The organism is Paenibacillus sp. FSL R10-2782, assembly GCF_038592985.1.
Lineage (GTDB): Bacteria > Bacillota > Bacilli > Paenibacillales > Paenibacillaceae > Paenibacillus > Paenibacillus terrae_C.
In genome coordinates, this window is record NZ_CP151951.1 from 1230145 (window position 1) to 1256172 (window position 26028).

Below are 26028 nucleotides of genomic sequence, written 5' to 3' on the forward strand. Positions count from 1 at the left end.
TATTATGGATCATTTTGAGGAGGAAAAATAAATGTTGGATGCTTCAAGAGTCATTTTAGGTACGTATGGTCAGGCGCATGTGGACGGGGTATGGCAGACGAATATCAATAAGCTGGAAGCCAGTGTGGAAATGGAAAAACGCGAGCTGAATCTCGTGGGCAATGACTGGAAGGTACACAAACGCGGTATTAAAAAAGGAACGGGCACGATGAGTGGCTACAAGGTAACGTCCGATATGATTCGTCGTGGTTTCACTCGTTTTGAGATTATTACCAAACTGGATGATCCAGAAGCCTTTGGTCATGAGAGCATTCGTCTTATCCGTTGCACTCCTGACAAAATCCAGCTTGCCAACTGGACAGCAGGTGAGGAAGTACAGGAAGAAACGACCTTCACCTTCGAAGGTTATGAGCTGCTTGATCCGATTGTAGCGAACTAATATGAATACGGGGGGATGGGATGCCATAAGGTGTTCCGTTCCCCAAAACAAATTGATAATAAGGGAGAATGACTTATGAGCTTGAATGAAAATATGACAGAAGAACAAATTTTGGACAGCCTGTTTGAAGCCGCTGAAAAATTGCCGGAGGAAACGGTGCGTATCAAGCGCCTCGATATGAAAATTGTGCTGCATGGCCTGACCTCCAGCAAAGTGGACAGCATTCGTGAACGGTGTACCATTCGCCGTACCGTGAAGGGTGCAGTGGATGAAAAGGTAGATACCGAGACGTTCAACGCGTTGTTGATTTCCGAAGCTACCGGAAAGCTGGAAGTGAAGGGCTTGTCCCTTAGCGGCTGGGGCGATCCCCGGATTACAAGCCGTTTGAAGCTGTCCGGTGGCGAACAATCTGTCCGTCGTATGCTGTTGGCAGGCGAGCTGGATGCCGTAGGCGACAAGGTGCTGGAACTGTCCGGCTTTGGGGTGGAAATTGCTGACCTAAAAAACTAATCGGCTCCGGGGGAATGACGACGATGCTGTACCACTTGTGGGTTCGGCACCACCTCCGTCCCGGAGACTTTTGGCAGTTTCCCCGTGGCGAGCGCATGCTGCTGTTGGCGTTTGCTGAACAGGAAATGGACAGTATGGTTTCTTCAAAAGCATAAACAAGGAGGTGAACATGAAATATGGCAGAAGCATTAAATTACCGTATGAACCTCGTAATTGATCCTAAAAACGTCATTAAAGCGAACCGTGAATTGCGCGCGATGGAACGCTATTTTGAGCGGATTCAAGGGCGTGTTATGAAAATAGGTCGCACTCGCATGGCCCCGGAAATCGTGCTGAACGATATGGCCTCCAAAGGGCTGGATAATCTGTTGAACAAGATTAACCGGGTCAAATCCCAGATTATTAACGCTTCGGGGAATGTCAATGTGAAGGCAGTCTCTCAAGGTAGCTCATCAGCTAATAGTGGTGCTGGCAAAGCAGATCCAATTAAGGCTGATAACAATCCGAGTATCGTTTTGCTAGGTACTGCTGTGCAATTGAACACTATTGCAGTGAACGCCAACACGACTGCTATTGCAGCTTTAGGTAGCAATTTAGCTTCTCTAAAGCTCGGCGGTGAGAAGAAGGAAGAGGAACCTAAGGGTTTTTTAACTAATGTACAAAATTTTTTTGGTAATGTTAAAAAAGTTGGTGAAGGATTAAAAAACGTATCTGAAGCTCCAGAAGCATTTAAAAAATTTAAAACTGATTTTGGTATCCTAAAGGGACCGCTCCAGGGAACTACCAAAACAGAAAAGTTTAAAGATTTGGCTAAAAAGACACTTAATGTAGGAAAATCTGGGGGTGAATTTTTAGAAAAATTTGGAGGAGCTTCAGATTTATTGGAAGGTGGACAAGGACTATTTGATCAGGCTAAAAGCTTGGGGATGATAAATCCAAGCGAAGCCGCTGGTGTAGTACCTAGCACTGCAAGTTCAAATGCTGCGGCAGATGCAGCCTCAAGTATTATCAGACCAAGTAGCGTTGCTGGTGCAGCTGAGGAAGCAGGATCAGGCTTGTTCAAAAACCTTTTAAAAGGTGGCGCGAAAAAGCTAATGGGTCCTTTGAGTTACGGGATGGACATTATGAATATCGCTCAGGCTACCTCTGGTAAAGAGCGTGCAGAAGCTATTGGTTCTACTGTAGGTGGGACCGCTGGTACTGCGATAGGTGGAGCCATAGGCTCATTTATACTTCCAGGTATTGGTACTATGGTTGGATCTCAACTTGGAAGCATAGCGGGAGATTTTATCGGTGGAAAAGTAGGCGGATTAGTCTCAGACTATGGACCAGCTATTATGGATAAGGCTACTTCAGCAGGGAAATATCTCGGAGAAAAAGCATCCGAGGTAACAAGCTGGATCTCGGATAAGACTGGAGATTTTGGTAAAAGCTTTTCCAACTTCTTCTCCTTTGGAGGTAAAGATGAGCCTAAGAAAACCCCAGCGAAGCCAGCCGAAGTGCCCAAGCCTGCGACGCCACCTCAATCCACTACACCTGTAACGATGACTAAGCCATTAACACCTATGCGACCCTTCCCGGGATTACCACCCGGTTCTCAAGTGATGTATGGGCCTGCACAGTCAGCCTTAAACGGCACTGCCAATCCTTACGGGCCGATGGCTATCGCTAACCAAGGGGTCAATCCTAATCCACTATTGAATACTGCGGCTCATGCGAACAATGGAGCCAAAGCTAAAGGTAACGCCAATGGCAGCCCGACTCCTCAAGTAGTACAGATCAGCCCTGAACAAATGGGAACACTCTCCGGATTTTTGAAGGATTTTAAGACGGAAACTACGAACCAGTTCAATCTTCCAGCAGGGGCTGTACAGGTAACTGTGCATGAAAACAAGCTGGATGTGGAGGGGCTTATTACGCAAATTGGCTACCGCCTCAAAGCCGAGATTCTGCGGGCGACGCAGAACATCAAGCCTGCGAGCGGAGGAGCTATGTAATGCAGTAGGATGGGAGTAATGAGGAAGGAGGAAAGAGATGGAATTTAGTTTAACGGATGGCAAGGGATTTAAGTTTATATTTCCGGTGAATCCCGAGGAAGTGACGATCTCTCGGCAAAAAGGGTTTGAAACGACAACGATTTTATCCTATGGGGAGTTTGATTTTCCACAAGGGGAGAAGGTGAAGGAAATCTCCTTCTCTTCTTTTTTTCCCAAGGAATACGACGAATCGTATTGTAAATATCAGGACATTCCCGATCCACAGGAGGCCATGAACACGTTGAATGGTTTTTTGCTGTCCCAAAAGCCATTACGCTTCATTATTTCAGAGACGGCTGTAAATGTACCCGTAATTGTAGCTTCTCATAACTCGACCTTTCGGGGCGGGGAATATGGGGACGTGAATTTTGATCTTTCGCTGCGGACCTGGAGTGAAATGAAGGTATCCAAAAAAGCCGGCAGTGGGACGAAGTCTGCTACGGTCAACAAAAAGCCCCGCACGGATATGAAAGAAAAGAAGAAAACCTACACGGTTAAATCGGGAGATTCCTTGTCCAAAATTGCCAAGCTGGAGCTGGGGGATAGCTCACAATGGAGCCGTATTTATCAGCTTAACAAAAAGGTCATTGGTCAAAATCCGAATGCGATTAAACCAGGGCAAAAGCTGGTGCTGTCATGAGCTATAAAGTTATTTTACAGGATAAATATGATTTGTCGCCGCTGGTGGAGAACATTAATTTGAGGGATTCGCTGGAGCAAATCGCTTATCAGGGCACAGTAAATCTGGTCGTGACGCCGGATTTGCCGCCCATCTCTCCAGGGATGTCGATTCGGGTTAGTGGCATTCCGTATGGCAAAAAAGACTATGTCCCCTTGCTGTCTCCAGCGGTTATTTGGGAAGTGGAAACATCTAACAATGGACTCAAGCGTATGACGCTGACATTGTATGATCGCACGGTGTATTTGGACAAGTCGGAGGATGAATATTTGCTCCCTGCCAAGCAGACGGCTACTCAGCGTTTTCAGAAATATGCCAGGGACTGGAAGCTGAAAATCGCTTCATTACCAGATACGAAAAAGACGCTGGGACGCGCTGTATACCGGACACAGTCCATTTATTCCATGATGCTGGGCGATTTGCGTGAAACGGCAAAGGCGGGTGGCAAGCTGTATCATCCACGGATGATTACCTCCGGTTTGGAGCTATACGAGCTGGGAACGAACAAGGATGTGTATGTTTTGGAGAGAGTGACCGATACGACACAATCCCGTACGCTCGAAGGCGCGGCCACAAGAGTCAAGGTGCTGGCTACGGCGGCCAGTGAAACGGGCAATGAGGTTCCCTCCAAGGTGATGGCGCTGGAGGAAAAGGATATTGCCAAGTACGGCACACTTCAGGTGATCGTGCAGGATGACGAGGTGAAATCGGGTGCGGCGGCACGTGAGTTGGCCAAAAGTAAGCTGAGAGGCATACAACAAACGATATCGGTCAATGCGCCAGATATGAACACGATTCGTGCAGGAGACGCGGTGATGCTGGGTTCCATGAAGCTGCTGGTAATTTCAGTGAGCAGGGAATTGGGGAATCCCGGCAGTATGTCGCTGGAACTGGGTACGTATGACGATGTGAAAAGGAGGTTTTACCTTGAATAAGGACCCCTACGGGCATTTGGTCACTGCTCTGCAATCCTCATTTCACAAGCAAACCAAGCAAGCGCTGAGTGGAGTGGGCGCGGTACTGGGCACGATTACCTCCACGGGAATCAAGCTGGACGATTTTAAACATGAGCTTCAGGATTATCTGGTCGCCGAGCTGCCGGGATTGCTGTCTGTACCGCGTCATATGTACAGAGGAACCTCAACCGCAGTAGAGTCGGAGAATTGGGAGGGCAAGGAGCTGAAAACTTCCTTTTATATCGGGGAGGACGAGCTGGAGGATGTGAATCTGAGCCTGAACGAAGGACTGAAGCCCGGTGATCGCGTACTTGCGGTTCGGGTGAATAGCGGCAACGATGTGGTTGTGGTATGCAAGGTGGTGAGTGGACGTGGCTAATTTATTTCCCGAAACGGATGATATGCTCTGGACGGATATTACGGATCCGGATGTGCTGGAGGATAACCGGGCGGTATTTGGACGAAGCTGGCGGTTTGATTTTGAAGCCGGAGAATTTGTTATGAGCCCCAGTCGTAAAATCGTGACTACAGGTGAAAAAGAAGCCTGGGTGCAGTGGTGTGAAAAAGCAATTCGTACCCCCCGCTACCGTCACGTCATCTATTCTCCCGACTATGGTAGCGAGCTGGAGGAGCTGATCGGCAGCAGCTATGGGCATGGTGTGCAGGAAAGTGAAATCAAGCGCATGGTCACGGAAGCGTTGCTGGCAGATGCTCGCACGGCTAGTGTGGATCAGTTCACGTTTAGCTGGGAAGGCGAGGCGTGCCATTTTAGCTGCCAGATTACGAATGTGCGGGATGAAACGGAAATTGTGGAAAGTGTGGTGATCTAATGGCAGACTTGCCGGAATATTTGGTAAACCAGACGGAAGAGGAAATTTTAAATCGAATGCTGGAAAAAGTGCCTTCGGACATCGATAAGTCCGAGGGCTCTTTTATTTGGGATGCGCAGGCGCCAGTGGCGTTTATGCTTTCCGAAGCGGCGATCTGGGCGCAGGAGCTGCTGCGCCGGGGCTTTGCCAGCACGGCAGCCAGCGACAACCTGGATTTTCGCTCGCCGGAGCTGGATCTGCGAACAGCAGAGCATGGAGTGACACGGAGGGAAGCGGTTGCTGCCTCAGGTATGGTCACATTCACGGGTACAGCGGGAACGACCGTTCCGGCGGGAACGTTGGTGGCGACCCCGGCAGATGATGTATCCGGGGAAGCTTCCATTGAGTATGCGACCACGGCAGCGGCCACGCTGGATGAGCAGGGTAAAGGAGAAGCGGCGATTCGGGCAGTCAATCCCGGTCGCAGCGGTAACGTACCCGCGGGCGTCATTCAGGTGATGGCTAGCCCGGTCAATGGTGTTTCCTCCGTTATCAATACAGAGGAAACGAAAAGTGGCACGGACATTGAGAGCGACCAGCTGTTGCTGGAGCGTTTTTATGCCAAGGTGCGGAACCAGGGGACAAGCGGCAACAAGGCGCAGTATATGCAGTGGGCGAATGAAATCGCTGGAGTAGGCGGCGTGGAGGTTGTTCCGCTGTGGAAAGGGCCGGGTACGGTGGCTTTATATGTGCTGGACACAGATAAACGCGCTGCCAGTCCGGATATCGTCGCTGCGGTGCAGAAGTACATTGATCCGACTCAGGATGGACAAGGCGAAGGATTGGCACCCGCGGGTCCCGTGGTGACGATCATGCCTGCGGCAGAGGTGGAAATTAACATCTCGGTCAAGGTACAGCGTACCAAGGAGAAGCCATCCACCCTGGAAGAGATCAAAAAGCTAATCGAAAGCGGAGTGCGGACGTATTTGAAGCAGCTTGCTTTTTACAAGGAAGACCCATTGGTTCGGTATACCCGGATTTCTGCTGTTTTGCTGGACATTCCGATCATTATTGATTTCTCTGAGCTAAAAATCAACGGACAGAGCAATCAAAATATTGAGATCGGATCAGGTCAGGTGGCGGTGCTGGGGACGGTGAGCGTCAGTGAGTAATGATGGAATGAACATGAACAATCCAACGAATCGTCTAGCTATGGGTGAAGAGGGGCAAATGAGCAGCTTGCGGGGACGCGAGCTGTTTTCCTATTTACCCGCCTACTATGAAATTTCCCGTGTGATGCGCTCCGATATGGATGCGAAGGGCAGTGAACTGGATTCCTTGTATCTGGCGATGGATGCGACGGTAGCTCAGTTTTTTGTCCGTACCGCTACCTGGGGATTGGAACGCTGGGAAATGGAGCTGGGTATCGAAACCGACCTTGGCAAGCCGCTGGATCAGCGTCGTGCAGTAGTGGAGTCGAAGCTACGGGGAGCAGGGACTTTTTCAGGCCGACTTGTCAAAAATGTAGCTGAAGCATATGACGGCGGTACAGTAGATGTTACCTTTCATCCCGCCGAATGGGGATTCACGGTCAAATTTATAGATACCATCGGGATTCCCCCCAATGTGGAGGATCTTAAAGCAGCCATCGAGGAGATCAAGCCGGCTCATTTGGCGGTTGAATATAAACTACGCTACCTGACCATTGCCGAAGTCGAGTCTATGACCATCTATGAAAATGAACATACAACACAGGATAGATATTTAGGAGGTGGCGCATAACATGGCAAGTGAAAAAACACCAAATCTGGGCTTAAATCAAATTGACCGTACATCGCCTAAAACAACGTATTTTGATCTGGAGAAGTATTTGGATCAAAACTGGCGTGCTGTAGACGATTTTGCAGGTGATGTGAATGATGGTGTGGATGCGATCAAGAAGCGGTTGGATACGACGGAGCGTAAGGAGGTTACTCTGGAGCCTGGGGTGCAAATTGTGCATGCGGAAAAGGCTTCGCCGTTCTCGCTCACGGGGCTGAGCGGGCGTACGTTGGTGAATTTGTTGGGTAGATGGGGAAACTTAAGTAGTTTAACGGGGATTACACCTTATCAATCCGAGATAGCGATGGATACTACGAATAAGGGAACGATGCCTAATTCGTTAAAAGTAACAATCAAATCGGGATATACAGTCGGAGTTGGGTTTTATAGCGATTTTAAATTTTTGGCCGGAAAATATTATGTTGCAATCGCAAAGGTGAAGGTCGGAAACTCCGCAAATGCGGGAATATCGGCCCCGAACGTTCAGGAAGGGACGACAGTAACAGATAAGACTAAATTTACTACTTCATGGTTCAGGGCGGCTCCTACCAGCAATGTGACTTCAAATATTGATTTGAGAATACAAGGGACTCAAGGACAGTATTCTTATTTTGAGGCTGTCCGCATCTATGAGATTTCTGCAGTTGATTATACCGCTTTGGCCTCAATGACGGGGGAGCAAATTGACGCTAAGTATCCATATGTGGATAGCGTAATGCCTGTACGTAATCCGTATGCGATTCGTTATGGGGAAAATTTGTTGCCGCCGTTCTACGAGTGGCAGAGAATCCATGCAAACGCCAAGATTCTCGGGCCGTACAGCTTGACGCACACTAAGACTGATACGAGCGTAGGAGAATCATGCTCAGCTCCAGTATTGCCAGTGGTGCCTAACACCAGCTACTACTTAAAAAATGGTAGTGCGGGAGTAACCATGAAGGTTTGGTTCTCTGCTGATGGGCTTTCCTTTGCGGAAACCGCAAGCATCGACACAGCAGATGGGACTTTCAAAACCCCTGCATACTGCAATTACATCTTAATCGAAACCTATATAAAAGCAGACAAGACAGGTAAATTCACGTTTACTAATCCTATGCTCAACATCGGCAGCACCGCCAAACCATTCAAGCCACGGGAGGACTGCATGTTGGCGACACAAACAGGCCTGTGTGCTGATCCAGTTACAGGGGCTAATTCCGATACAGTGTTTGAACGTGATGGGCAGTATTTTAAGTCGAAGAAATGGAATGGCATCGTTCTGGATGGGTCATTACCGTGGGTGCTGGATGCCTCTTACACGGGTAGTAAGCAAGTGGCTTTTCCTGTATTGGATGGGGTAGGTAGCAGTGCTATTGTTTGTAAGTATGACGGAAAAATTATAGGAAATGTGCTGGCGCAAGTCCCTGACACTCAAGTTCTACATCCGATACTCAAACAACTGTTTATTACCGTGTCTAGCGCAGACAGTGGATGGGCAGACAGTTACACGCCGACGGCAGACGAGATTAAGGCGTATTTTATGGGATGGAACATGTATTATTGGAACGGTACGTCTGCTGAGATTTTTAATAACCAAGGACCAAAGAGCTGGAGGAAGATCAACGATCATGGATCAACAACTTCGATTTTACCGAGAACGCAAATAGACCCGGGGTTGAGTAAAGACGGTAGGGCTGTGTATTGGGAGCCGTACCAACTCGTATATCAACTAGCAACGCCTACCATGGAGTCTATCGTTAGCGAGGGCAAACTTACGTTTAGCGAGGGATATAATCAGGTCGAAGTCGGTACGGGAATTGTATTACGTGAACGAGCAAACCCTGTGTATTCTTCAGGCGCATATTATATTAATGGACGTACAGATCAGCCGAGTATATTGAGAAACAGAGTCGGAAGGATACTGACCACTTTTGTTGGGGATAAAAAAGACTCGACATGGAGAATTGCGAATGTCAGCACAGAATACCAGGTTACGTACGGGAAAGAGCAGACATATACGTTGGCTACTGACTATATACCGTCCAAATCCTATAGTACAACCTATCTAATGTTAGACAAGTCGCCTATCACCACATTTGCTGGTACATACGTTGCCAACGAAAAAACGTTACTGCTGGAATTGGTAGACAATGTGCAGCAAAATACGGCGCGTGTTTCGGTGCTAGAGAACAAAAAGACTGAGAAGGATGCTCCGAGTTTTATGTCTGTTACGCTTTTGAACGGTTTTGCAGCAACAAGTGAGTCACAATTTTCAGACTACTTACCAGGTATGAATATTAGAAAAGACTCCAACGGAATGGTTTACATCACTGGCTTGGTTAGAAATGGCGCTGTAAGAGGTGTTATTGCTATTTTGCCAGTAGGTTACAGACCTAAGAAGTCTGTTATGTATAGTGTGCCTTACTTCCGTGATACAGGCGGGGATATTGGCGAAGGGGAAAAAACAACCCGTGTAAAAGTTAGCGCTGATGGTACAGTTATGACTTTTATTCCTGTGGTCGTGAACGGTGCTAATGATTGGTTGTCTCTTCACCTGCCGCCATTCCTAGCAGAATAAAAAGGGGGTTAATGTATGAAATTAGTACCTAAAGTAAACACAGACGGCCTCTATCTGGAGGACGAGTTGGTGGATGATGCCTTTTCTGGCGTTGTCCCTTTTTATGTTCCATCTTCGCTCACGCTATCTGATACAAACGAGCAGTTAGACACCTATCAGCCTACCGTTACTAATTCCAACACTGCGGATCAAACCAGTCAGGAAAAAATTCCTGCTGGCTATACCGTTGGTATTCCAGTGCCACCGGGCTTATACCATCCTCGTTTTGATATCCAAAGCTGGCTGAACTGTGAAGCAGAATACAGCGAAAAGCTGCTAGAGGCCCAAAACGCGTATGAGCAACGGAGCAAGGAATCACAAGCTTCATTTCAGAAGCTCCATGATGAATGGCAAAGTAAGCCGGTAAGCGAACGCGGGGAAGAACCTGTATATTCTTCACCACATTTTACAACTCCAGAACGAAAAGACCCAACGACATTCTGGGGTGAAGGATTAAGTGGCGAAGCGATCAAAGAGCTGACACAAAAAGCGGATCAACAGCCAAGCGAGGCAGACCAATTGAAGCAGCGTATTGCAGATCTGGAAGTAACGCTGACCCAACTCATGCTTGGTAACACAGGAAAATAATGTGTACTGACTATTCTATAAGTAGCAAAAATCTATATAAAAGAGGTGAAGTTATCATCATGGCAGCTTTAACAGAGGCTCAATTGCGTATTTGTGCTCATGCTTGCATTACCCGCTATGATCGGGGAGAGGGCGATGTAGCTACGATCATTGGAAGCTATGTTTTGGATGAACAACAGCGTGACGAGGTCATGGAGATTATTATATCCAAACGTTCTGATCTGGTTCCGGGTAACGTAGAAGATTCGTCATCTGTGGAGATTTCCAATACACAACCAGAAACGGTTAAATGGTATAGCTCTATTTTCCGCAAGAAAACAGTGTAGCGAACAGAACAAAAAAACAGTCTGAACCCAAAGGGGGGACGAGCATGTGTCAAAGAATGAATCCGACCCTGGCTGATCGTTCCAAGCTGAAAATGAATAGACGGAGCAAGCAGCATAAAAGGATTCAATTTGGTCAGGCGACGGAGCTGAGGAAGGTGATCGTCAGTGGGTAGTGATGGAATAAGCGTAAGCTCCAAAGAGACAGGTTCTTTCGGGAGGAGCGGCTCAGATATACCAGACAGTAATCAACTCGGCATCCAGAGTGTGATGAAGGATATCAAAAGTCAAATGTGCAGTGTGCGAGGACAGGAGCTATTCTCCTATTTGCCTGCTTATTACGAAATTTCCCGTGTAATGCACGCTGATATGGACGCAAAGGGTAGTGAATTGGATGCTCTATATCTCGCGTTGGATGATACATTAGCCCAGTTTTTCGTTCGTACCGCCACCTGGGCGCTGGAACGTTGGGAGATGGAGCTAGGCATCCCTATTCATTTGGACAAGCCACTAGAGCAGCGACGTTCGGTAGTAGAATCCAAGCTGCGCGGGAGTGGCAAATTTTCCGGGGATTTAGTACGAGGTATTATGAATTCGTTTGGTGCCGATGGAGAAGTTGATTTTTTCCCGACGGCATACAAGCTTGGCATAAGTTTTGAAAATAAAGCCCCAGATAATATGGCTGATTTCAGAAAGATCATAGAGGATGTTAAGCCTGCTCATCTTGCTTTTTATATAAATAATAAAACGAGGCTTACATTCCTTCATGATCATGAGATGGATCCACGTCTCAGATTACGCTCGCGAGTTCGTTTTTTTGGTGGACGCCCCTGGTATCTGGATGGTGTTGAGTTATTAAACGGAGGGGCTTCCTTGTCCGGGTGGACTGGGGAACGTCTGCGGTATTTGAACCGCACGAAGCTATCTTTTTTGCATCGTGTAGACAATCATCAGGAAGGCAACGTAAAGATCAGGAATCATTACTGGAAATTTGACGGTAGCATGAGGCTCGATGGTACCCGGCTTTTAAGCTCAACTGAGACGGTTATTTCAATGTAGATCACTTATAAATTATGTGGCTCATTGGCAAGAGGGTGAAAACTTGCAACATAGTTGCCCCATTATAAATGGATTAGACAAGGGTAAACGTTAATTTTTATGAGTGAAAGGGTGATAGTCATGGCAGAACAAGTTTTAACAGTTACGACCGCTTATGCAAGGGAACAAATGGCACGTGCCCGCGCTGAAGGTAGTTCGCTAACTAAAGTGGTGAAGATGGCATTTGGTAGCGGAGGTGTGGATCAAGCAGGTAAACCCCTCCCTTTGGACGGAACGGAACAGTTATTGAAAAAAGAACTAATCCAAAAGGATATTACCAGCTTTGAATTTATTTCACCTGCGACCATCCGCTATACCTGCTCACTGGCAGAAGCTGAATTGGCTGGTGAAACGATTAATGAGCTTGCCTTGGTGGATTCGGCTGGTAAGCTGACGGCTGTTCGTACGATGAGCAATAAGACCAAGGACAGCGATATGGAGTTTATTTTTGAAATTGATGATATTTATTAAGGAGGATGAGTCTTATGGCAATAAAACAACCACGTAGATTTGTGACAACGGATCAGGGACATGCGGATGTCCTGAATGTACCAATTGATACGCTTTATGCAAACGACCAGGAACTGGCTGCACAGGTGGAAAGCATCAAAAAGGACCCAGCCGGGAATGGTGTTGCTTCCAAAGAAGCACTGGATAACCATGCTGCAAATACAGACCTTCACGTCACAGCCGCCAAACAAGCGACATGGAATGTAGCAGAAGGCAACGCCAAACAGTATACACGGGATTATGCAGCTACCAAAGCACATACACATCCAGCGTCCGACTTGCCCTCTGCATCCACACAGGCGAGAGGGATTGTGCAGCTTAATACATCCACAGGGAGCACAGCCACGGATCAGGCAGCTACGCCGAGTGCGGTAAAGGCAGCTAATGATCGAGCAAATGAGGCATATAGCCGGGCAGACCAGGCTTTTACGCAAGCCAGTGATCTTAAATCAAAGGTTGCTAACGCTATCACTGGCAAAGGCGGCAGCGCCAACTCTGGTATGACCGGAGATCAGTTAGCAGCATCGATTCTAAATTTACCTACAAAGAAATATGCAACTGGTTATCTTAACGTAGATAGAGCGGTCGTTCGTGTGGGGGAATCATATATCATTACCTTACCAATAGATTTTAACCCCAGTGCTGTTTTTGTAACTTTGGATGCTTTACAAGACTATTCAGGTGGAGGTTCAGTATTTGCAGTAATTAGGAATACAGGAAAAGATGGAATCGGGGTGCAGGGGTCAAACGGTAAGGTGGATATATCATTATCTGGAAAACAGGTTACGTTCAAACCTACATCAACGACTACCAGTCCTGTAGTTTCATATTTTCGGTTTAGTCTATATCAGTGGTGGGCTTATGAGTGAAGAAGAATAATTGGAAAATTGATTGAATCAACAGGAACTTCGGACGTTAAGGGAGAGGCATACACATCTGAAATTTAGGATAGTAAACCGTGGCTTAGCTTTACTCCCTCCCTTCAGCAGCCTAAAAGACATACCATAAGGTATTCTAAACTTAGAAAAAAAGGTATCGAAATTAAATCTATATAAAGAATATTAAAACAAAGAATATTAAATGATATACCATATAACAAATATAAAATTATAGAGATAAAAGTAAACAAGCACGTTTTCACAACGGAGTGTGTCTTTTTGTGCCCTTGATTACCTCAAGGGGACATTCATTTTACACCTTGATTCAAAAGGGGGAACAAGCATGCATGAAAAGGTCGATCAGATTTGGCTGGGGTTTTCCACGGGGACCTTGATCGGTTATTTTTTCGGGGGGTGGACGACGATGTTGACGTTGTTGTTATGGATGGTTATTATCGACTTTTTCACAGGCTGGGCGGCGGCCTGGATTAATGGAGCATTGAAAAGCCGAGAGGGCTATTACGGTATTTTTCGCAAGGTTACGGTGTTTTTGATGATTACGGTAGCTCATCTGATCGACGGTATTTTGGGGGATGCACATTATTTCCGGGATGCCGTCGTTTTCTTTTATTTGGCGAACGAGCTATTGTCGATTATTGAAAATGTGGGCCGAATGGGAGTGCCGATGCCGGATATTTTGCGAAATGCGGTAGCCATTTTTGAATCCAAGTCGAATGGGGAAAAGAAAAAGCAAGCAGACCCCTCCGACAAAGGAAATAAATCTTCATAAGATGAGCAGAATGCACCTTTGCCCCATTTTCAGCACCAAGTTGGAAAAGCCCGGACCACGTCAATGGTCCAAGCATAGTAATAACAGTAACATCATCGGTTACAACATTATGAAATGACAAGGAGGGATCGACTTATGCAAAATCGCAGTCCTAACGCTGCCGAGGGCATTGACGTGTCCCGATACCAGGGAAATATTGATTGGAAACGTGTACGAACCGATGGCAAATCGTTTGCTTTTATGAAAGCGAGTCAGGGAGAGCGTTACGTCGATCCGACATTTATCACCAACGCGAAAGGGGCCAAGGCAGCAGGAGTATTGCTGGGAGCTTACCACTTTGTAGATGCAACCAGCGTTGACGCGGCCAAAGCGGAGGCCAGACATTTTGCCGAGGTGCTGGATCGGGTTGGAGGTGCAAAAGCGCTGGACTTCCCAGCGGTCATGGATTATGAGAATAATCCGGGAGGACTTAGCTCTGCCGCGATCCATGACGTAGCCATGGCATTTTTGACGGAATTTGAAAGGGTAAGTGGTCGCAAGCCGATGGTATATACGGGAAACGCTTTTGCGACCCATTTTAAAGCGCCGCTGGGAGCCTATAAGCTGTGGATCGCGCGTTACAGCACACAAGTGCCCAACGATACCACAGCATGGAAGCAATGGGATTTCTGGCAATACAGCGACAGCGGGCGGGTGGATGGGATTCAAGGGCCCGTTGACCTGAATGTATACGCCGGAACAGAGGCAGAGCTGCGCCAGGCTTTTGCAGGAGAAGAGGGGGATGAGCCGATGACGGCAGAGGAAAAAGCAGCATTTAAAGCCTTGCAGCAGCAGGTAGCCGCACTTGAAAACAGCAAGGATGTGCTCAAACAGACATTGAACGAACAGACCGCTTATATTAAAAAAGTGGATCAGCAAGTAGCTGACCTGGAGGCGCGTCAGGCTATGCCAGTGCCAGCTTGGGCCAAGGAAGCCGTAGCCGCAGTTGTTGCTTTTAATCCGTCGAGTCCGATTGTGGATGCCAAGCAGCCGAGCAGCTATGATTTTTATCGCCTGCTTGTCGTCTTGAACCGTCTGGGTGTGTTTAAGAAATCGTCGTAAGACGAACTGAACATTGACATGGTATGTATTAGCTACAGAACTGTAGGGAAAAAGTTTGAGTGAATAAGTAGAGCTAGGTGGGGAGATCGTATCTTGCCAAGAGGACGCGAGCAGCTGTTATAGCCGCGTTCTTTTTTATATATTTGTAGATATTTCCCTGTGATATTAACTAACATCGCTCTCCGAAAACGCTGGGAAATTTTAAAAAAATCTATGAAAACGCTCTTGTCTACCATCTCATTTTATAGTAAAGTAACCAGTAATCACTCTCCATTGATGTAATCACTTGTATATATTGTGAGTATATATGACATTTTTTACTATGATTCAACAAAAGCTGAATGCTTGGAGACTGTAATCTTCCTCATAACCTCACAGATCATCTCATCGGGTACGAAACTTTAGGCATACAGCACGGAGGCCGATTGAATTGAACCACAGGTGTTGATATCTACTTCTACATATAAAATTACCTTTCACACCTCCTACTTGAGCATTTTGCAACAATCCCAAGAGCGATTTCAAATCAGCTTGATTCCATTAGACTTACTCGAAATAATGCACATACCACCCGGAAGCAGTTTTTTCTGCTGAATATAAAGGGGTTATTCGGTTTAGCCGTTCAGCCCCATCATTCGCTTATACCTTACGATGTGTGATAGCTATTTGCTGTATAAGCTTACGTATCTGTGTGTCATGAGGTTTAATGTGGACGCTGTGTCCATTAGATCATAGAGGTTATCTAAACATCCATCTGGTATCAACGAACTAACAATATACGAGGTGTGAAAGGGGTCTGCTGCATGAGCAAAAAGTATGCAAAGAACAAAGCCTGGACCGTCCTGTTGGTGCTTGCATTGGGGGCTGTTCTGGCACTTTCCGGCTGTGGAGGTTCCAATGAAGGCGCAAAACCAGAGGCGGGAAAAACGCCGGGCGGAGCGGGCGAGGGCGTACAGGATACGCTGATTTATGGACGCGGTGGAGATTCTGTGGCGCTGGATCCGGCGATCGTGACCGAAAGTGAATCGTTAAAAATCGGGATGCAGGTGTTCGATACCTTGCTGGAATACAAGGAGAGCACCACGGAGATTCAGCCGGGGCTTGCAGAGAGCTGGGAAGTATCACCGGACGGACTGATTTATACATTCAAGCTGCGTCAAGGTGTAAAATTCCATGATGGAAGCGACTTTAATGCAGAAGCCGTTGTATTTAACTTTAACCGCTGGTCTGATCCGAAAAGTCCGTACAAATTTGAAGGGGACTCGTATGATTATTATGATTCCATGTTCGGGCCAGAGGGGAGTCGGGTGATTAAGGAGGTCAAAGCGGTAGATGCGAACACGGTTCAGTTTACACTGACCAAGCCGCAGGCGCCTTTTTTACAAAATATCGCTATGCCATCCTTTAGTATCGCCAGCCCTAAGGCTATTCAGGAGAAAAAGGCTGATTTCAAGAGCAATCCGGTCGGTACGGGACCCTTTGTATTTAAGGAATGGAAGCGGAACGATACCATCACGCTGGAGAAAAATCCAAACTATTGGAAAGAGGGACAGCCGAAGCTGGCCAAGATCATTGTTCGTTCTATTCCCGACAATACCGCGCGATTTAATGCTCTGCAAAATGGAGAAATTGATCTGATGGAGGATCTGAACCCGGACGACGCGAAGCAGCTGGAAGGCAATAACGAACTGCAAAAAATAGAACGCCCATCCTTTAATGTGGCGTATATCGGATTTAATTTAAAGAAAAAGGTATTCAATAATCCCAAGGTGCGGCAGGCGCTTAATCATGCGGTGAACAAGCAGGCCATTATTGATGCATTGTTTGCGGGAGAGGCCAAGCCTGCGGTCAATCCGATGCCACCTACATTATGGGGGTACGACGATAGCATTCAGGATTATACCTACGATCTGGATAAGGCCAAATCCTTGCTGGTAGAAGCGGGCTACCCTAATGGGCTTCCCGAGCCGTTAACCTTTTACGCGATGCCTGTATCTCGTCCGTATATGCCTGACGGCAAAAAGGTAGCGGAGGCTATTCAAGCTGATTTTGAAAAAATAGGTGTGAAAGTGAACATCCAATCGCCGGAATGGGCCACTTATCTGGAGGATCTCAAAGCGGGCCAGAAAGATGATTTGTATATGCTGGGATGGAACGGGGATAATGGCGATCCGGACAACTTCCTTTACACCCTGCTGGACAAGGATACGATTCCGGGTAATAACCGTAGCTTTTATGTCAATGAGGAGCTGCACAAAATATTGGTAAAAGCACAGGTTGAGGTCGATCAGGACAAGCGTGCTGAGTTGTACAAGCAAGCGCAATTCATTATTAAACAGGATGCGCCATGGATTCCACTGGTTCACAGTACACCGTTGATGGCAGGTAAAGTGAACCTCAAGGGCTTCGTGCCTGCTCCGGGAGGTATTGAATCGTATAGCAGCGTTTATTTTGAATAGTCCAAATAGCTCAAGCGCAAGCAGGCGGTGATTCTGGTATGAACTCATACATTGTAAAAAGACTGGCCGTATTGATTCCGGTACTGCTGGGCATGACGCTCATCGTTTTTTCGATTATTCATGCCATTCCGGGTGATCCGGCGGAAACGATACTGGGAGACAAGGCCACAGAGCAGTCCAAACAGGCACTACGTGAGCAGTTGGGGCTGGACAAGCCGTGGTTGCAGCAATATGGAACCTATCTGGGTGAGCTGGCCCATGGCGATTTGGGTGATTCGATCCGCACCAGACAGCCGATTGCCCGGGAAATGCTGCCTTATCTGGCGGCTACGCTGGAGTTGACGGTGGCGAGTATGTTTTTTGCCATTGTTGTTGGAATGAATGCGGGTATCGTGAGCGCTTGGAAGCGAAATTCCTGGTTCGACTATGTCAGCATGGTCATTGCCCTTGTCGGGGTGTCGATGCCGATTTTCTGGCTGGGCTTGATGGAGCAGTGGATTTTTGCCAATAAGCTGCATTGGCTACCTTCCATCGGACGCATGAATTCCCGTGATCCGGTGGAGGCGGTGACACATTTGGCGATTATTGATGCAATGGTTGGTGGACGTATGGAGCAGGTATGGACGGTCATCAAGCATTTAATTTTGCCCAGCATCGCACTGGGAACCATCCCGATGGCGGTCATTGCGCGTATTACCCGTTCCAGCATGCTGGAGGTTATGGATTCGGATTATATCCGTACGGCGCGGGCGAAGGGATTGGCATCTTTTCAAGTCGTGTACAAGCATGCACTTAAAAATGCCGCCATCCCCGTGCTTACCATCATCGGTCTTCAGACAGGCTCGCTACTGGGCGGCGCGGTGCTGACAGAGACCATTTTTGCATGGCCCGGCATCGGACGGTACATTTTTGAAGCAATCAGCTCGCGTGACTATCCTGTCATTCAAAGCGGGATTCTGACCATTGCGTTCCTGTTCGTTATCATTAATCTGATTGTCGATTTGCTGTACGCGGTTCTGGACCGGCGTATCCGTTATCAGTAATCAAGTCGTCAATGGGTCAAGGGGGAGCTTGTCCGATGTCACAATTTTCGATGGAACCCAACAATATACCGACGACACGCCATACGCTGGCTCATGTGCCTGTCGTTTCCGGCCCTTGGAGAGACGCGTGGAGGGCTTTCCAACACAATAAAATGGCGCTCGTTGGCCTCAGCATTATTATCTTCTTTGTCATTATCGCCTTGATCGCGCCGTGGATTGCTCCTTTTGATTATAAAGCGCAGAATTTGGTGGGTCGCTTGCAGCCTCCTTCCGCAGAGCATTGGTTCGGGACGGACGATCTCGGCAGGGATTTGCTGACTCGTACGTTATATGGGGCCAGAATCTCGTTGTGGGTCGGATTTCTGTCCGTCATTGGTTCGATGATCGTAGGAACAGCTTTAGGTTTAATTGCGGGATTTTATGGAAAATGGGCAGACATGATCATCTCGCGGCTATTCGACATTTTACTGGCGTTTCCGGGGATTTTGCTGGCGATTGCCATTGTAGCTATTTTAGGACCTTCACTGGAAAATGCACTGTATGCTATTGCGATTGTCAACGTTCCGACATACGGACGGTTGGTCCGCTCCAAAGTGCTTAGTGTCAAAACCGAGGAATACATCACTTCTGCCAGAGCGCTTGGGGCGAATAATGTACGAATCATACTCCGGTATATTTTGCCGAATAGCCTGACACCGATTATCGTACAGGGCACGCTGGGAATTGGAACGGCGATCATTGAAGCGGCGGCGCTTGGATTTCTCGGCTTGGGCGCACAGCCTCCTCAGCCGGAGTGGGGGAAAATGCTGTCGGATTCACGCCAATACATCCAGAACGCGCCGTGGACTGTTATTTTTCCGGGTATATCCATTATGCTGACCGTATTGGGCTTTAACCTGATGGGGGACGGCCTGCGGGATGTGCTGGACCCGAGGGCGAAGCGTTAGAACAAAAATAGTGGGGTATAAACAAAGGTGTTCCTCGGCCTGAATCCTAATGGCTGGAGGAACACCTTTTTCATATGATATTTTTCGTGTAATGAACTTCGATTCATTCAACTGTGAAATACAATCTTCTCAATGCAAGTCATGTCAGCTTTCCTGAGACGTGAAAAAAATGTATAATCACTCCAATTGAGTACGTTGGGAGTGGGATTTATGACATGGCAAAACAAGAGAGAGCACCGGCAGTTTCCGGAACAGACACGAAGCGACGCTTCACGGGCAGTATATGAACGGGATTATTCCCGATTAATCCATTCACCGACCTTTCGTCGGCTGCAAGGCAAATCTCAGGTTTTTGGCGCAGGCACGGGCGATTATTATCGCACACGGCTGACGCATTCGCTGGAGGTAGCGCAGATTGCACGCGAAGCGGCACGCAGCTTGCTGCGGCGGCATCCCGAGGTGGAGCTGGGGCAGGCGGATAACGCCGGGCTGATTATTGACCCCGAGGTGGTGGAATGTGCGTCCATTGCGCATGATTTTGGTCATCCACCGTTCGGACACAAGGGCGAAGAGGTGCTGGACGGCATTTTGGATCAGTTGATCAAGACGAAGGTGGAAAAGATAGCAGCCGCTGGAGGCTTCACGCCTGATTCCAAGCAGGGATTGGAGGCATATGCACGCGAGCGACAAATCTACGAGCATTTTGAGGGGAACGCACACAATTTCCGACTCATTATGTTTTTGGAGAAGCGTGAGAACGTAGATGGTTTGAATTTGTCGGACGCTGTTTTACTGGGGATCAACAAGTACCCGTATCCGGGGATTTGGAATAAAAAAGGGATGTATCTGCATGAGTGGGAATACATTCGTTCCATCCGCGAGGATTGGGGAATCCCGGATGGTCAAAAGACGCTGGAGGCCCAGCTTATGGACCTGTGCGACGATATTGCGTATTCCGCGCATGATCTGGAGGACGGAATTAAGGCAGGGAAAATTGAGGTACACGAGCATTTTTTGTATGATCCGTACTTGATCCGTCTGATTACAGAAAAAATTACTACGCTGGAGGATAGCTTCTGGCAAGGCTGGCAGCTGGCTCAGATCGAACAGAAGGTGGCGGCTGTGCTTAGCGAATTTTTGAAGGTATGGAATGGCAAGATGCCGATGTGTGAACACGATTATTCCCGTACCCGGCGTGAGGTGAAAGCATACTGGGTCAGTTTGTTCGTCAGCAGCCTGGGTGTAATTGATGTAGGCAATTGGAAAAAGGTTACTTTTGTACGGGATGGAAGCGAGGATCTCGACATGCTTCGCACCGTGAGTGTGCTGAAAAGCTTTGCCTGGGTCACGATGATCCGTGATCTGCGCGTGCAGCGGCTGCAAAAACGGAGTGAATGGATGCTCAGACGGCTGTGGCTGGCTTTTCTCGATCCAGAGACATCCAAGTCCATTATTCCGAGTGATTGGCTTCAACGCTTTGAACGTGACCAGGGCAAGGCAAAACCGATTTGGACATGGGAGCATATGGTCATTGATTATATTGCAGGGATGACCGATGCTTTTGCCGAGAAAATCTATAATGAGCTGTACGGTTTGAAGGTGGGTTCCATTTATGATCTGGACTAACACTTCATGCTGAACCCTATATAGTAGAAGAAACTGGTTTTTAAGTATGGAAAAGAAGGGGGGATGTCTATGGGTTCCCAGTCTATACCTGCCAAATCACTGATGCTGGGGGTACTCGATATGGTGCCGTTGTTGCCCGGAAATCGACCGGAGCAGGCCGTTCAATGGGCAGGAGAGCTGGCAAGACGTGCGGAAGCATGGGGCTATACGCGCTACTGGACCTCGGAGCATCACGATATGAAGGGGCTGGCTTCCTCCAGTCCGGAAGTGCTGCTGGCTCACATCGGGGCAGTGACCCGGCAAATCAAGCTGGGGGCAGGCGCTATTTTGCTTCCGCATTATAGTCCGGTCAAGGTCGCAGAATGGTTTCATCTGCTGGCGGCTCTATATCCGGGCAGAGTCGAGTTGGGTCTCGGGAGAGCACCCGGTGGAGGGCCACATGCGTCGATGGCGCTGAGCGGCAACTTTCTCCAGCATGTGGCTGAACTGCCACAGACGATGGAAGCGTTGCTGGCTTTGCTGGAAGGCACATACGAGTATGAGCAGGTGTCCGTGTTTGCCCGCCCGATGCCTGAACAGCCACCTGCGCTGTGGATGCTGGGTACAAACCGTAAAAGTGCCGAATACGCCGCACGGTATGCAACTGGCTATGTGTTCGGTCAATTTATGAGTGAGCAGGATACGGGAGAAATGCTGAGCATGTACCGTTCCGGCTTTCAGCCGTCCAAACGAATGGACAAGCCGCGTACGATGGTTGCTGTAGGAGCCATATGCGCCTCAACGGATGAACAGGCGCAGCGGTGGGCTGCACAGATTACGATGGGTGACCCTGCGATGCGGGCTAATTGGCTGGTGGGAACACCAGCGGATGTTGCCGAACGGTTGCACAGCTTGCAGGTTGAGTACGATAATGATGAATTTTTGCTGGTCACACCCATTCCAGATTATGAGCAGCGGCTTCAATCCTACCGCCTTATAGCGGAGGCGATAAAGTCTAGCTGTGATTCCAAATGAAAAGAGATCTGACATGAACCGACATGAAATCAATAGTTCTGCTATGAATATGCAAAGATACATATATACCTATGCGTGTCATGAAACCGAGCGAGAGCTGTGTCTTTTGGAGTTGAAAAGCCTGTTTGGTCAGCCACCTGCGCATGATTCCATGCTGTTGTCCCATCGGCGGTTAGAGCCTGGCACCAGCCCGTTCATCCATCTTCGGCTGAATGTGACCGCAGATGCGGGTACGTTGGATGAGCTGTGCGAAGCAGCTTCCGCAATTCACCTTGAAGAAGGAAAGACCTTCAAGGTTCTGTGCCTTAAGGAAGGCGACAACGTGGCCGACTATGACGAGCGACGCGGTATAGAAAGACGCATTGGCGCACGTATTCGAGGACAGGCGCAAATGAAAGGACCGGATGTCACCCTGGGTGTCATACGGGTAGGAGAGCGGTGGCTGCTCGGCAAGTGCATATACAGCGACAGATCATGGCTGGAGCGCCGTCATAAGCCGCAAAACTATTCCACCGGACTACCCGTGCTGGTAGCCAAAGCGCTTGTGAATTTAGCAGTGAAGGGCATAGCAGCACAGGGTATAGATGCGGGCCGATTGAAGTTGCTGGACCCGTGCTGTGGCATGGGTAATGTGATGATTGAAGCATTGAGCATGGGAAAAGATATTCGCGGTTGTGATATCAATCCGCTGGCGGTACGCGGGGCACGCGTGAATTTGCGTCATTTTGGATATGAAGAGGATCGGGTGAAACTGGGAGATATGAATCTGCTGGAGGGAACCTATGATGCAGCGATATTGGATATGCCCTATAACCTGTGCTCCGTGCTCCCTGCCGATGAACAAAAGCAGATGCTGCGCAGTCTGAGACGCTTGGCTGCACGAGCAGTAGTCGTAAGCACGGAGCCGATGGCAGCATTGCTGTCCAAGTCAGGCTGGACCCTCACGGAGCAATGCCGTATACACAAGACAGGTATGAGCCGGGAAATATGGATCTGTGAGTAATTGGTTTATTAATACTGGGTTTTATAGTTGACCAAATTCAGCGGTAGCTCCTGATCGGCTGCATAGGCTTTCAAATTGGTGAGGAAAATATCTACCGCCCGTTCAGCGTAGCGGTCCGTGTCGCCCGCAATATGCGGCGTGATCAGGACATTTTCCAGACTCCACAGCGGGTGCGACACGGGTAGCGGTTCTTTCTCGAATACATCCAGTCCGGCAAAGGCAATATGCTTTTGCTCCAGAGAGCGCACAAGTGCATCCGTATAGACAGTGCCGCCACGACCTACATTAATGAAGAAAGCTCCCTTACGCATGGCTGCAAATGCCTTTTCGTCAAAGAAGTGACGGGTTTCCTCGGTGAATGGCAAAATATTCACCACAATATCCGCTTCCCCCAGCGCTTCATGTAATTGCTCATTTGTATACATGCGCTTCACATGAGGGGCATCCTTGCCGGAACGTCGGACTCCGATCACCCGCATGCCGAAGGCTTCTGCGATCCGTGCCGTTTCACGGCCGATTTCACCCACGCCCGTAATCAGCAGCGTTTTGCCACGTAATTCCGTCAGGTCGCCTTCCGGTGGCTGCCATGTTTTCTGACGCTGCAAGAGAGCTGCTTGCTGCAAATACCGTGTATGCGACAGCAGCATCCCAAAGATTTGCTCCGTAATCGGGATGGCATGAACGCCGCTTGTATTGGTGAGTAAAATATGACGCTTTTCCAGCTCTGATAGTGGCAACTTATCAATCCCCGCCGACCAGGTCTGTATCCATTTCAGCTTGCTGTCGGGATGCAAAGCCGCTTCGGCAATATGCCTGGACCAGCCCAAAATGACCTCTGCCTGTCGGATTTGTTCAGGCTCCAGCTCCTGTGCTTTACTAATGATCAGCTCATAGCCCGGAGCTGCTGCACGAACTTGCTTTTCTTGCTCTGTGGTAAGCTGGTGTAAACTGACGATGGTTCCCACGATTCATTACCTCCTCGACTTTTGATTCTATGGAGCTTCCAATATATTCTGATGAATCATCCCTTCAAGGATAACAGATTGGCGGAAAGATTGCATAAATGGGGGTAAAGACGAGTTTGCTGTGTCACCATAGATAACAACAAATGACTGTAGCTCTGATTAGGGACGAAAGGAAGACGATGACGATGAACGGAATACCGCCGGTAGTACCACAAACAGCACACACACAAAGGCTTTTTACCGCGATTGCTCTCCCGAGCGAGCACAAGAAGGAGCTGCGTCGCTGGGTGGAACAGGATGTTAAACAGCTTTCTTTTCGCAAATGGAGCGATTTCAGGGATTACCACGTGACACTTCAGTTCCTGGGGGATGTGGCAACCAACGATATACCGGAACTGGAACAGGCTTTATTTCAGGCTGCTGCTGCACATTCCCCATTCACTCTCGGCATTGGCGAACCGGGGACTTTTGGACGGGATGGATTTCCGCGGGTGCTGTGGAGGGGAGTTACGGGGCAGAAGGATTCTTTGAATCAGCTCCACCAATCCATAGTTAAGGCTACCGAACCGCTTGGTTTTAAGCCCGAGGAACGGCCTTACCGGCCCCATATCACAGTAGCGCGTTCGTATACAGGGCAGGAGCCTATTCCGGCGTCTATGTTTCAGTCCAATGACCGGATAGGAGAGCCGTGGGCAGTGGGAGAATTTGTTTTGTACGCGACCCGAATGGGCCAAAAACCGATGTACCAAATAATTCAAACGATCCCATTATCAAGGTGAAACCCTTGATCTATCAGCGATTTTAGTGATATAGTATTTCAGCGTTATTCAAAAGGCGCATTTTGGGTTACATATCTGAGAAATGTGCCTAAAGTTAACAGGAGGAACATTATGGAAATCGTTAAAGAACATCGTTGGTTTGCACCTCTTTTGAGTGTGCTACTTGTTTGTATATTGGGGGTAGGCCTCTACGCTGAGGTTCAACAAACACAGAAAAATCACAAAAATGCACCTATGCAATCTCTGAGCTGGTCAGGGAATTCTTCGGCTCCTTCACACGGGGACAGGATGGAGACCCATAATGGGTCAAACAGAACAAGTCCCATCTTTGCCAAGGCTCATGGGCAGCCGAGCTGGAAACAAATCATGCCGGCTCCGTTACCCGCTTCCCAGATGAAGCAGGCGGGACAAGCCCGGAGCAATGTTGCAACCGGCGTGAAAAAACCTGAAGTCCAGCATAGCAAGTCTGCAATTCTTACCCCTCCTACAACCATTTACTTTACGAAGACACAAATGCTCTCTCAGGATGACAAGGCGTTGTCTACCTGGAGCTATCCTGTCTCCGCTAAAGAACTGCTCCTGCTACAAAAAATAGTCATGGCAGAAGCAGAAGGCGAACCGTACGAAGGCAAAGTGGCAGTTGCCAACGTTGTCTTAAACCGGCTGCGGTCAGCCCCATTTCCCGATACGATTCAGGCAGTGATTTATCAAAAAGCGCAATTTAGTCCGGTTGCGAACGGGCGTCTTCGTCGTGTCCAGCCCAATCAGGACAGCATTCGTGCGGTTACGGCTGCTTTGAACGGTCATAAAGCCGTGCCTGACAACACCTGCTTTTTCCTGTCGCTGACGTTGGCTCAGGATCTTACAGTTCATCATTCGCGTACCAAGGTGAAAACAATCGGCCATCATACCTTCTACAAATAACAGCCCTTTCTAAACAATAGGGTTCGGCTTGGTGAACGTATTTTTCGTGTACAGGTGAAGCTTTTATGCAAAAAGTGGTATAATGGGTAAAGGTTAAGGTACCTAAGTTATAAAAGTGACAATGGAGGTGGGCA

At 48.3% G+C, this 26028-nt stretch carries 28 protein-coding genes; 27 read left to right on the forward strand and 1 reads right to left on the reverse strand.

All coding sequences use genetic code 11. The features are described 5' to 3' along the window. Positions 1–31: 31 nt before the first annotated feature. The 25 genes from NST83_RS05610 to NST83_RS05730 all read left to right on the forward strand — a co-directional run bounded on the left by NST83_RS05610 (position 32) and on the right by NST83_RS05730 (position 23226). Positions 32–439 (forward strand): phage tail tube protein, encoded by a 408-nt coding sequence (locus tag NST83_RS05610; RefSeq protein WP_137061886.1) that lies wholly within the window; start codon positions 32–34, stop codon positions 437–439. A 75-nt stretch (positions 440–514) separates the two neighbouring features. Then, the gene (locus NST83_RS05615; RefSeq protein ID WP_044645253.1) at positions 515–949 is read left to right on the forward strand and encodes a hypothetical protein; all 435 of its coding nucleotides are present in this window, start codon (positions 515–517) and stop codon (positions 947–949) included. Between the two features lie 23 nt (positions 950–972). Continuing rightward, the gene (locus NST83_RS05620; RefSeq protein ID WP_342416900.1) at positions 973–1104 is read left to right on the forward strand and encodes a hypothetical protein; all 132 of its coding nucleotides are present in this window, start codon (positions 973–975) and stop codon (positions 1102–1104) included. Positions 1105–1125: 21 nt separating this feature from the next. Next, positions 1126–2946, forward strand: a complete 1821-nt coding sequence (locus NST83_RS05625) for a hypothetical protein (RefSeq protein ID WP_342416901.1) — start codon at positions 1126–1128, stop codon at positions 2944–2946. Positions 2947–2983: 37 nt separating this feature from the next. Further along, on the forward strand, positions 2984–3625 hold the full coding sequence (locus tag NST83_RS05630; protein ID WP_342416902.1) for a LysM peptidoglycan-binding domain-containing protein: 642 nt from the start codon (positions 2984–2986) through the stop codon (positions 3623–3625). Then, complete coding sequence (locus NST83_RS05635; protein ID WP_342416903.1) at positions 3622–4599, forward strand: phage portal protein; 978 nt, start codon at positions 3622–3624, stop codon at positions 4597–4599. The genes NST83_RS05630 and NST83_RS05635 overlap by 4 nt, the downstream gene beginning before the upstream one ends. Then, a complete protein-coding gene (locus NST83_RS05640) occupies positions 4592–4999 on the forward strand; it encodes a hypothetical protein (protein WP_342416904.1) in 408 nt (135 codons plus the stop codon). The genes NST83_RS05635 and NST83_RS05640 overlap by 8 nt, the downstream gene beginning before the upstream one ends. Further along, on the forward strand, positions 4992–5450 hold the full coding sequence (locus tag NST83_RS05645) for a DUF2634 domain-containing protein (RefSeq protein WP_044645249.1): 459 nt from the start codon (positions 4992–4994) through the stop codon (positions 5448–5450). The genes NST83_RS05640 and NST83_RS05645 overlap by 8 nt, the downstream gene beginning before the upstream one ends. Then, a complete protein-coding gene (locus NST83_RS05650) occupies positions 5450–6601 on the forward strand; it encodes a baseplate J/gp47 family protein (protein ID WP_342416905.1) in 1152 nt (383 codons plus the stop codon). Before NST83_RS05645 ends, NST83_RS05650 begins: the two co-directional genes overlap by 1 nt. Positions 6602–6608: 7 nt before the next feature. Continuing rightward, on the forward strand, positions 6609–7211 hold the full coding sequence (locus tag NST83_RS05655) for a YmfQ family protein (protein WP_342417883.1): 603 nt from the start codon (positions 6609–6611) through the stop codon (positions 7209–7211). A gap of 1 nt (position 7212) precedes the next feature. Then, the gene (locus tag NST83_RS05660) at positions 7213–9807 is read left to right on the forward strand and encodes a hypothetical protein (RefSeq protein ID WP_342416906.1); all 2595 of its coding nucleotides are present in this window, start codon (positions 7213–7215) and stop codon (positions 9805–9807) included. Between the two features lie 15 nt (positions 9808–9822). Further along, positions 9823–10434 carry a hypothetical protein gene (locus NST83_RS05665; protein WP_342416907.1) on the forward strand — a complete coding sequence of 204 codons (612 nt, stop codon included), beginning with the start codon at positions 9823–9825 and terminating at the stop codon, positions 10432–10434. A 59-nt stretch (positions 10435–10493) separates the two neighbouring features. After that, positions 10494–10760 (forward strand): hypothetical protein, encoded by a 267-nt coding sequence (locus tag NST83_RS05670; protein WP_342416908.1) that lies wholly within the window; start codon positions 10494–10496, stop codon positions 10758–10760. Between the two features lie 44 nt (positions 10761–10804). Beyond that, positions 10805–10933: a hypothetical protein gene (locus tag NST83_RS05675; RefSeq protein ID WP_342416909.1), complete on the forward strand. Its 129-nt coding sequence runs from the start codon at positions 10805–10807 to the stop codon at positions 10931–10933. A 94-nt stretch (positions 10934–11027) separates the two neighbouring features. After that, on the forward strand, positions 11028–11816 hold the full coding sequence (locus tag NST83_RS05680; protein ID WP_342417884.1) for a putative phage tail protein: 789 nt from the start codon (positions 11028–11030) through the stop codon (positions 11814–11816). Positions 11817–11936: 120 nt separating this feature from the next. Then, positions 11937–12326, forward strand: a complete 390-nt coding sequence (locus NST83_RS05685) for a phage tail protein (protein WP_342416910.1) — start codon at positions 11937–11939, stop codon at positions 12324–12326. Positions 12327–12340: 14 nt separating this feature from the next. Then, complete coding sequence (locus tag NST83_RS05690) at positions 12341–13234, forward strand: phage tail protein (protein ID WP_342416911.1); 894 nt, start codon at positions 12341–12343, stop codon at positions 13232–13234. A gap of 352 nt (positions 13235–13586) precedes the next feature. Beyond that, on the forward strand, positions 13587–14033 hold the full coding sequence (locus tag NST83_RS05695; protein ID WP_342416912.1) for a phage holin family protein: 447 nt from the start codon (positions 13587–13589) through the stop codon (positions 14031–14033). Positions 14034–14168: 135 nt separating this feature from the next. Beyond that, the gene (locus NST83_RS05700; RefSeq protein ID WP_342416913.1) at positions 14169–15134 is read left to right on the forward strand and encodes a glycoside hydrolase family 25 protein; all 966 of its coding nucleotides are present in this window, start codon (positions 14169–14171) and stop codon (positions 15132–15134) included. An 803-nt stretch (positions 15135–15937) separates the two neighbouring features. Then, complete coding sequence (locus NST83_RS05705; protein ID WP_342416914.1) at positions 15938–17593, forward strand: ABC transporter substrate-binding protein; 1656 nt, start codon at positions 15938–15940, stop codon at positions 17591–17593. 38 nt (positions 17594–17631) lie between these two features. Beyond that, a complete protein-coding gene (locus tag NST83_RS05710) occupies positions 17632–18636 on the forward strand; it encodes an ABC transporter permease (RefSeq protein ID WP_342416915.1) in 1005 nt (334 codons plus the stop codon). A 35-nt stretch (positions 18637–18671) separates the two neighbouring features. Beyond that, positions 18672–19583 (forward strand): nickel transporter permease, encoded by a 912-nt coding sequence (nikC, locus tag NST83_RS05715; protein ID WP_342416916.1) that lies wholly within the window; start codon positions 18672–18674, stop codon positions 19581–19583. Positions 19584–19793: 210 nt separating this feature from the next. Then, on the forward strand, positions 19794–21209 hold the full coding sequence (gene dgt, locus NST83_RS05720; RefSeq protein ID WP_342416917.1) for a dGTP triphosphohydrolase: 1416 nt from the start codon (positions 19794–19796) through the stop codon (positions 21207–21209). Positions 21210–21278: 69 nt separating this feature from the next. Beyond that, positions 21279–22223 carry an MsnO8 family LLM class oxidoreductase gene (locus NST83_RS05725; RefSeq protein ID WP_342416918.1) on the forward strand — a complete coding sequence of 315 codons (945 nt, stop codon included), beginning with the start codon at positions 21279–21281 and terminating at the stop codon, positions 22221–22223. 13 nt (positions 22224–22236) lie between these two features. Further along, a complete protein-coding gene (locus NST83_RS05730) occupies positions 22237–23226 on the forward strand; it encodes a methyltransferase domain-containing protein (RefSeq protein ID WP_342416919.1) in 990 nt (329 codons plus the stop codon). A gap of 8 nt (positions 23227–23234) precedes the next feature. Here the strand turns inward: NST83_RS05730 and NST83_RS05735 are convergent, their stop codons facing one another. Continuing rightward, positions 23235–24191 (reverse strand): D-2-hydroxyacid dehydrogenase, encoded by a 957-nt coding sequence (locus NST83_RS05735; RefSeq protein ID WP_342416920.1) that lies wholly within the window; start codon positions 24189–24191, stop codon positions 23235–23237. A 185-nt stretch (positions 24192–24376) separates the two neighbouring features. Between NST83_RS05735 and thpR the strand changes: the two genes are divergently transcribed. Continuing rightward, positions 24377–24970, forward strand: a complete 594-nt coding sequence (gene thpR, locus NST83_RS05740; protein WP_342416921.1) for an RNA 2',3'-cyclic phosphodiesterase — start codon at positions 24377–24379, stop codon at positions 24968–24970. 111 nt (positions 24971–25081) lie between these two features. Beyond that, entirely contained in the window at positions 25082–25894 is an 813-nt protein-coding gene (locus NST83_RS05745; protein ID WP_342416922.1) for a cell wall hydrolase, read from the forward strand. The last annotated feature ends 134 nt before the right edge of the window (positions 25895–26028 follow it).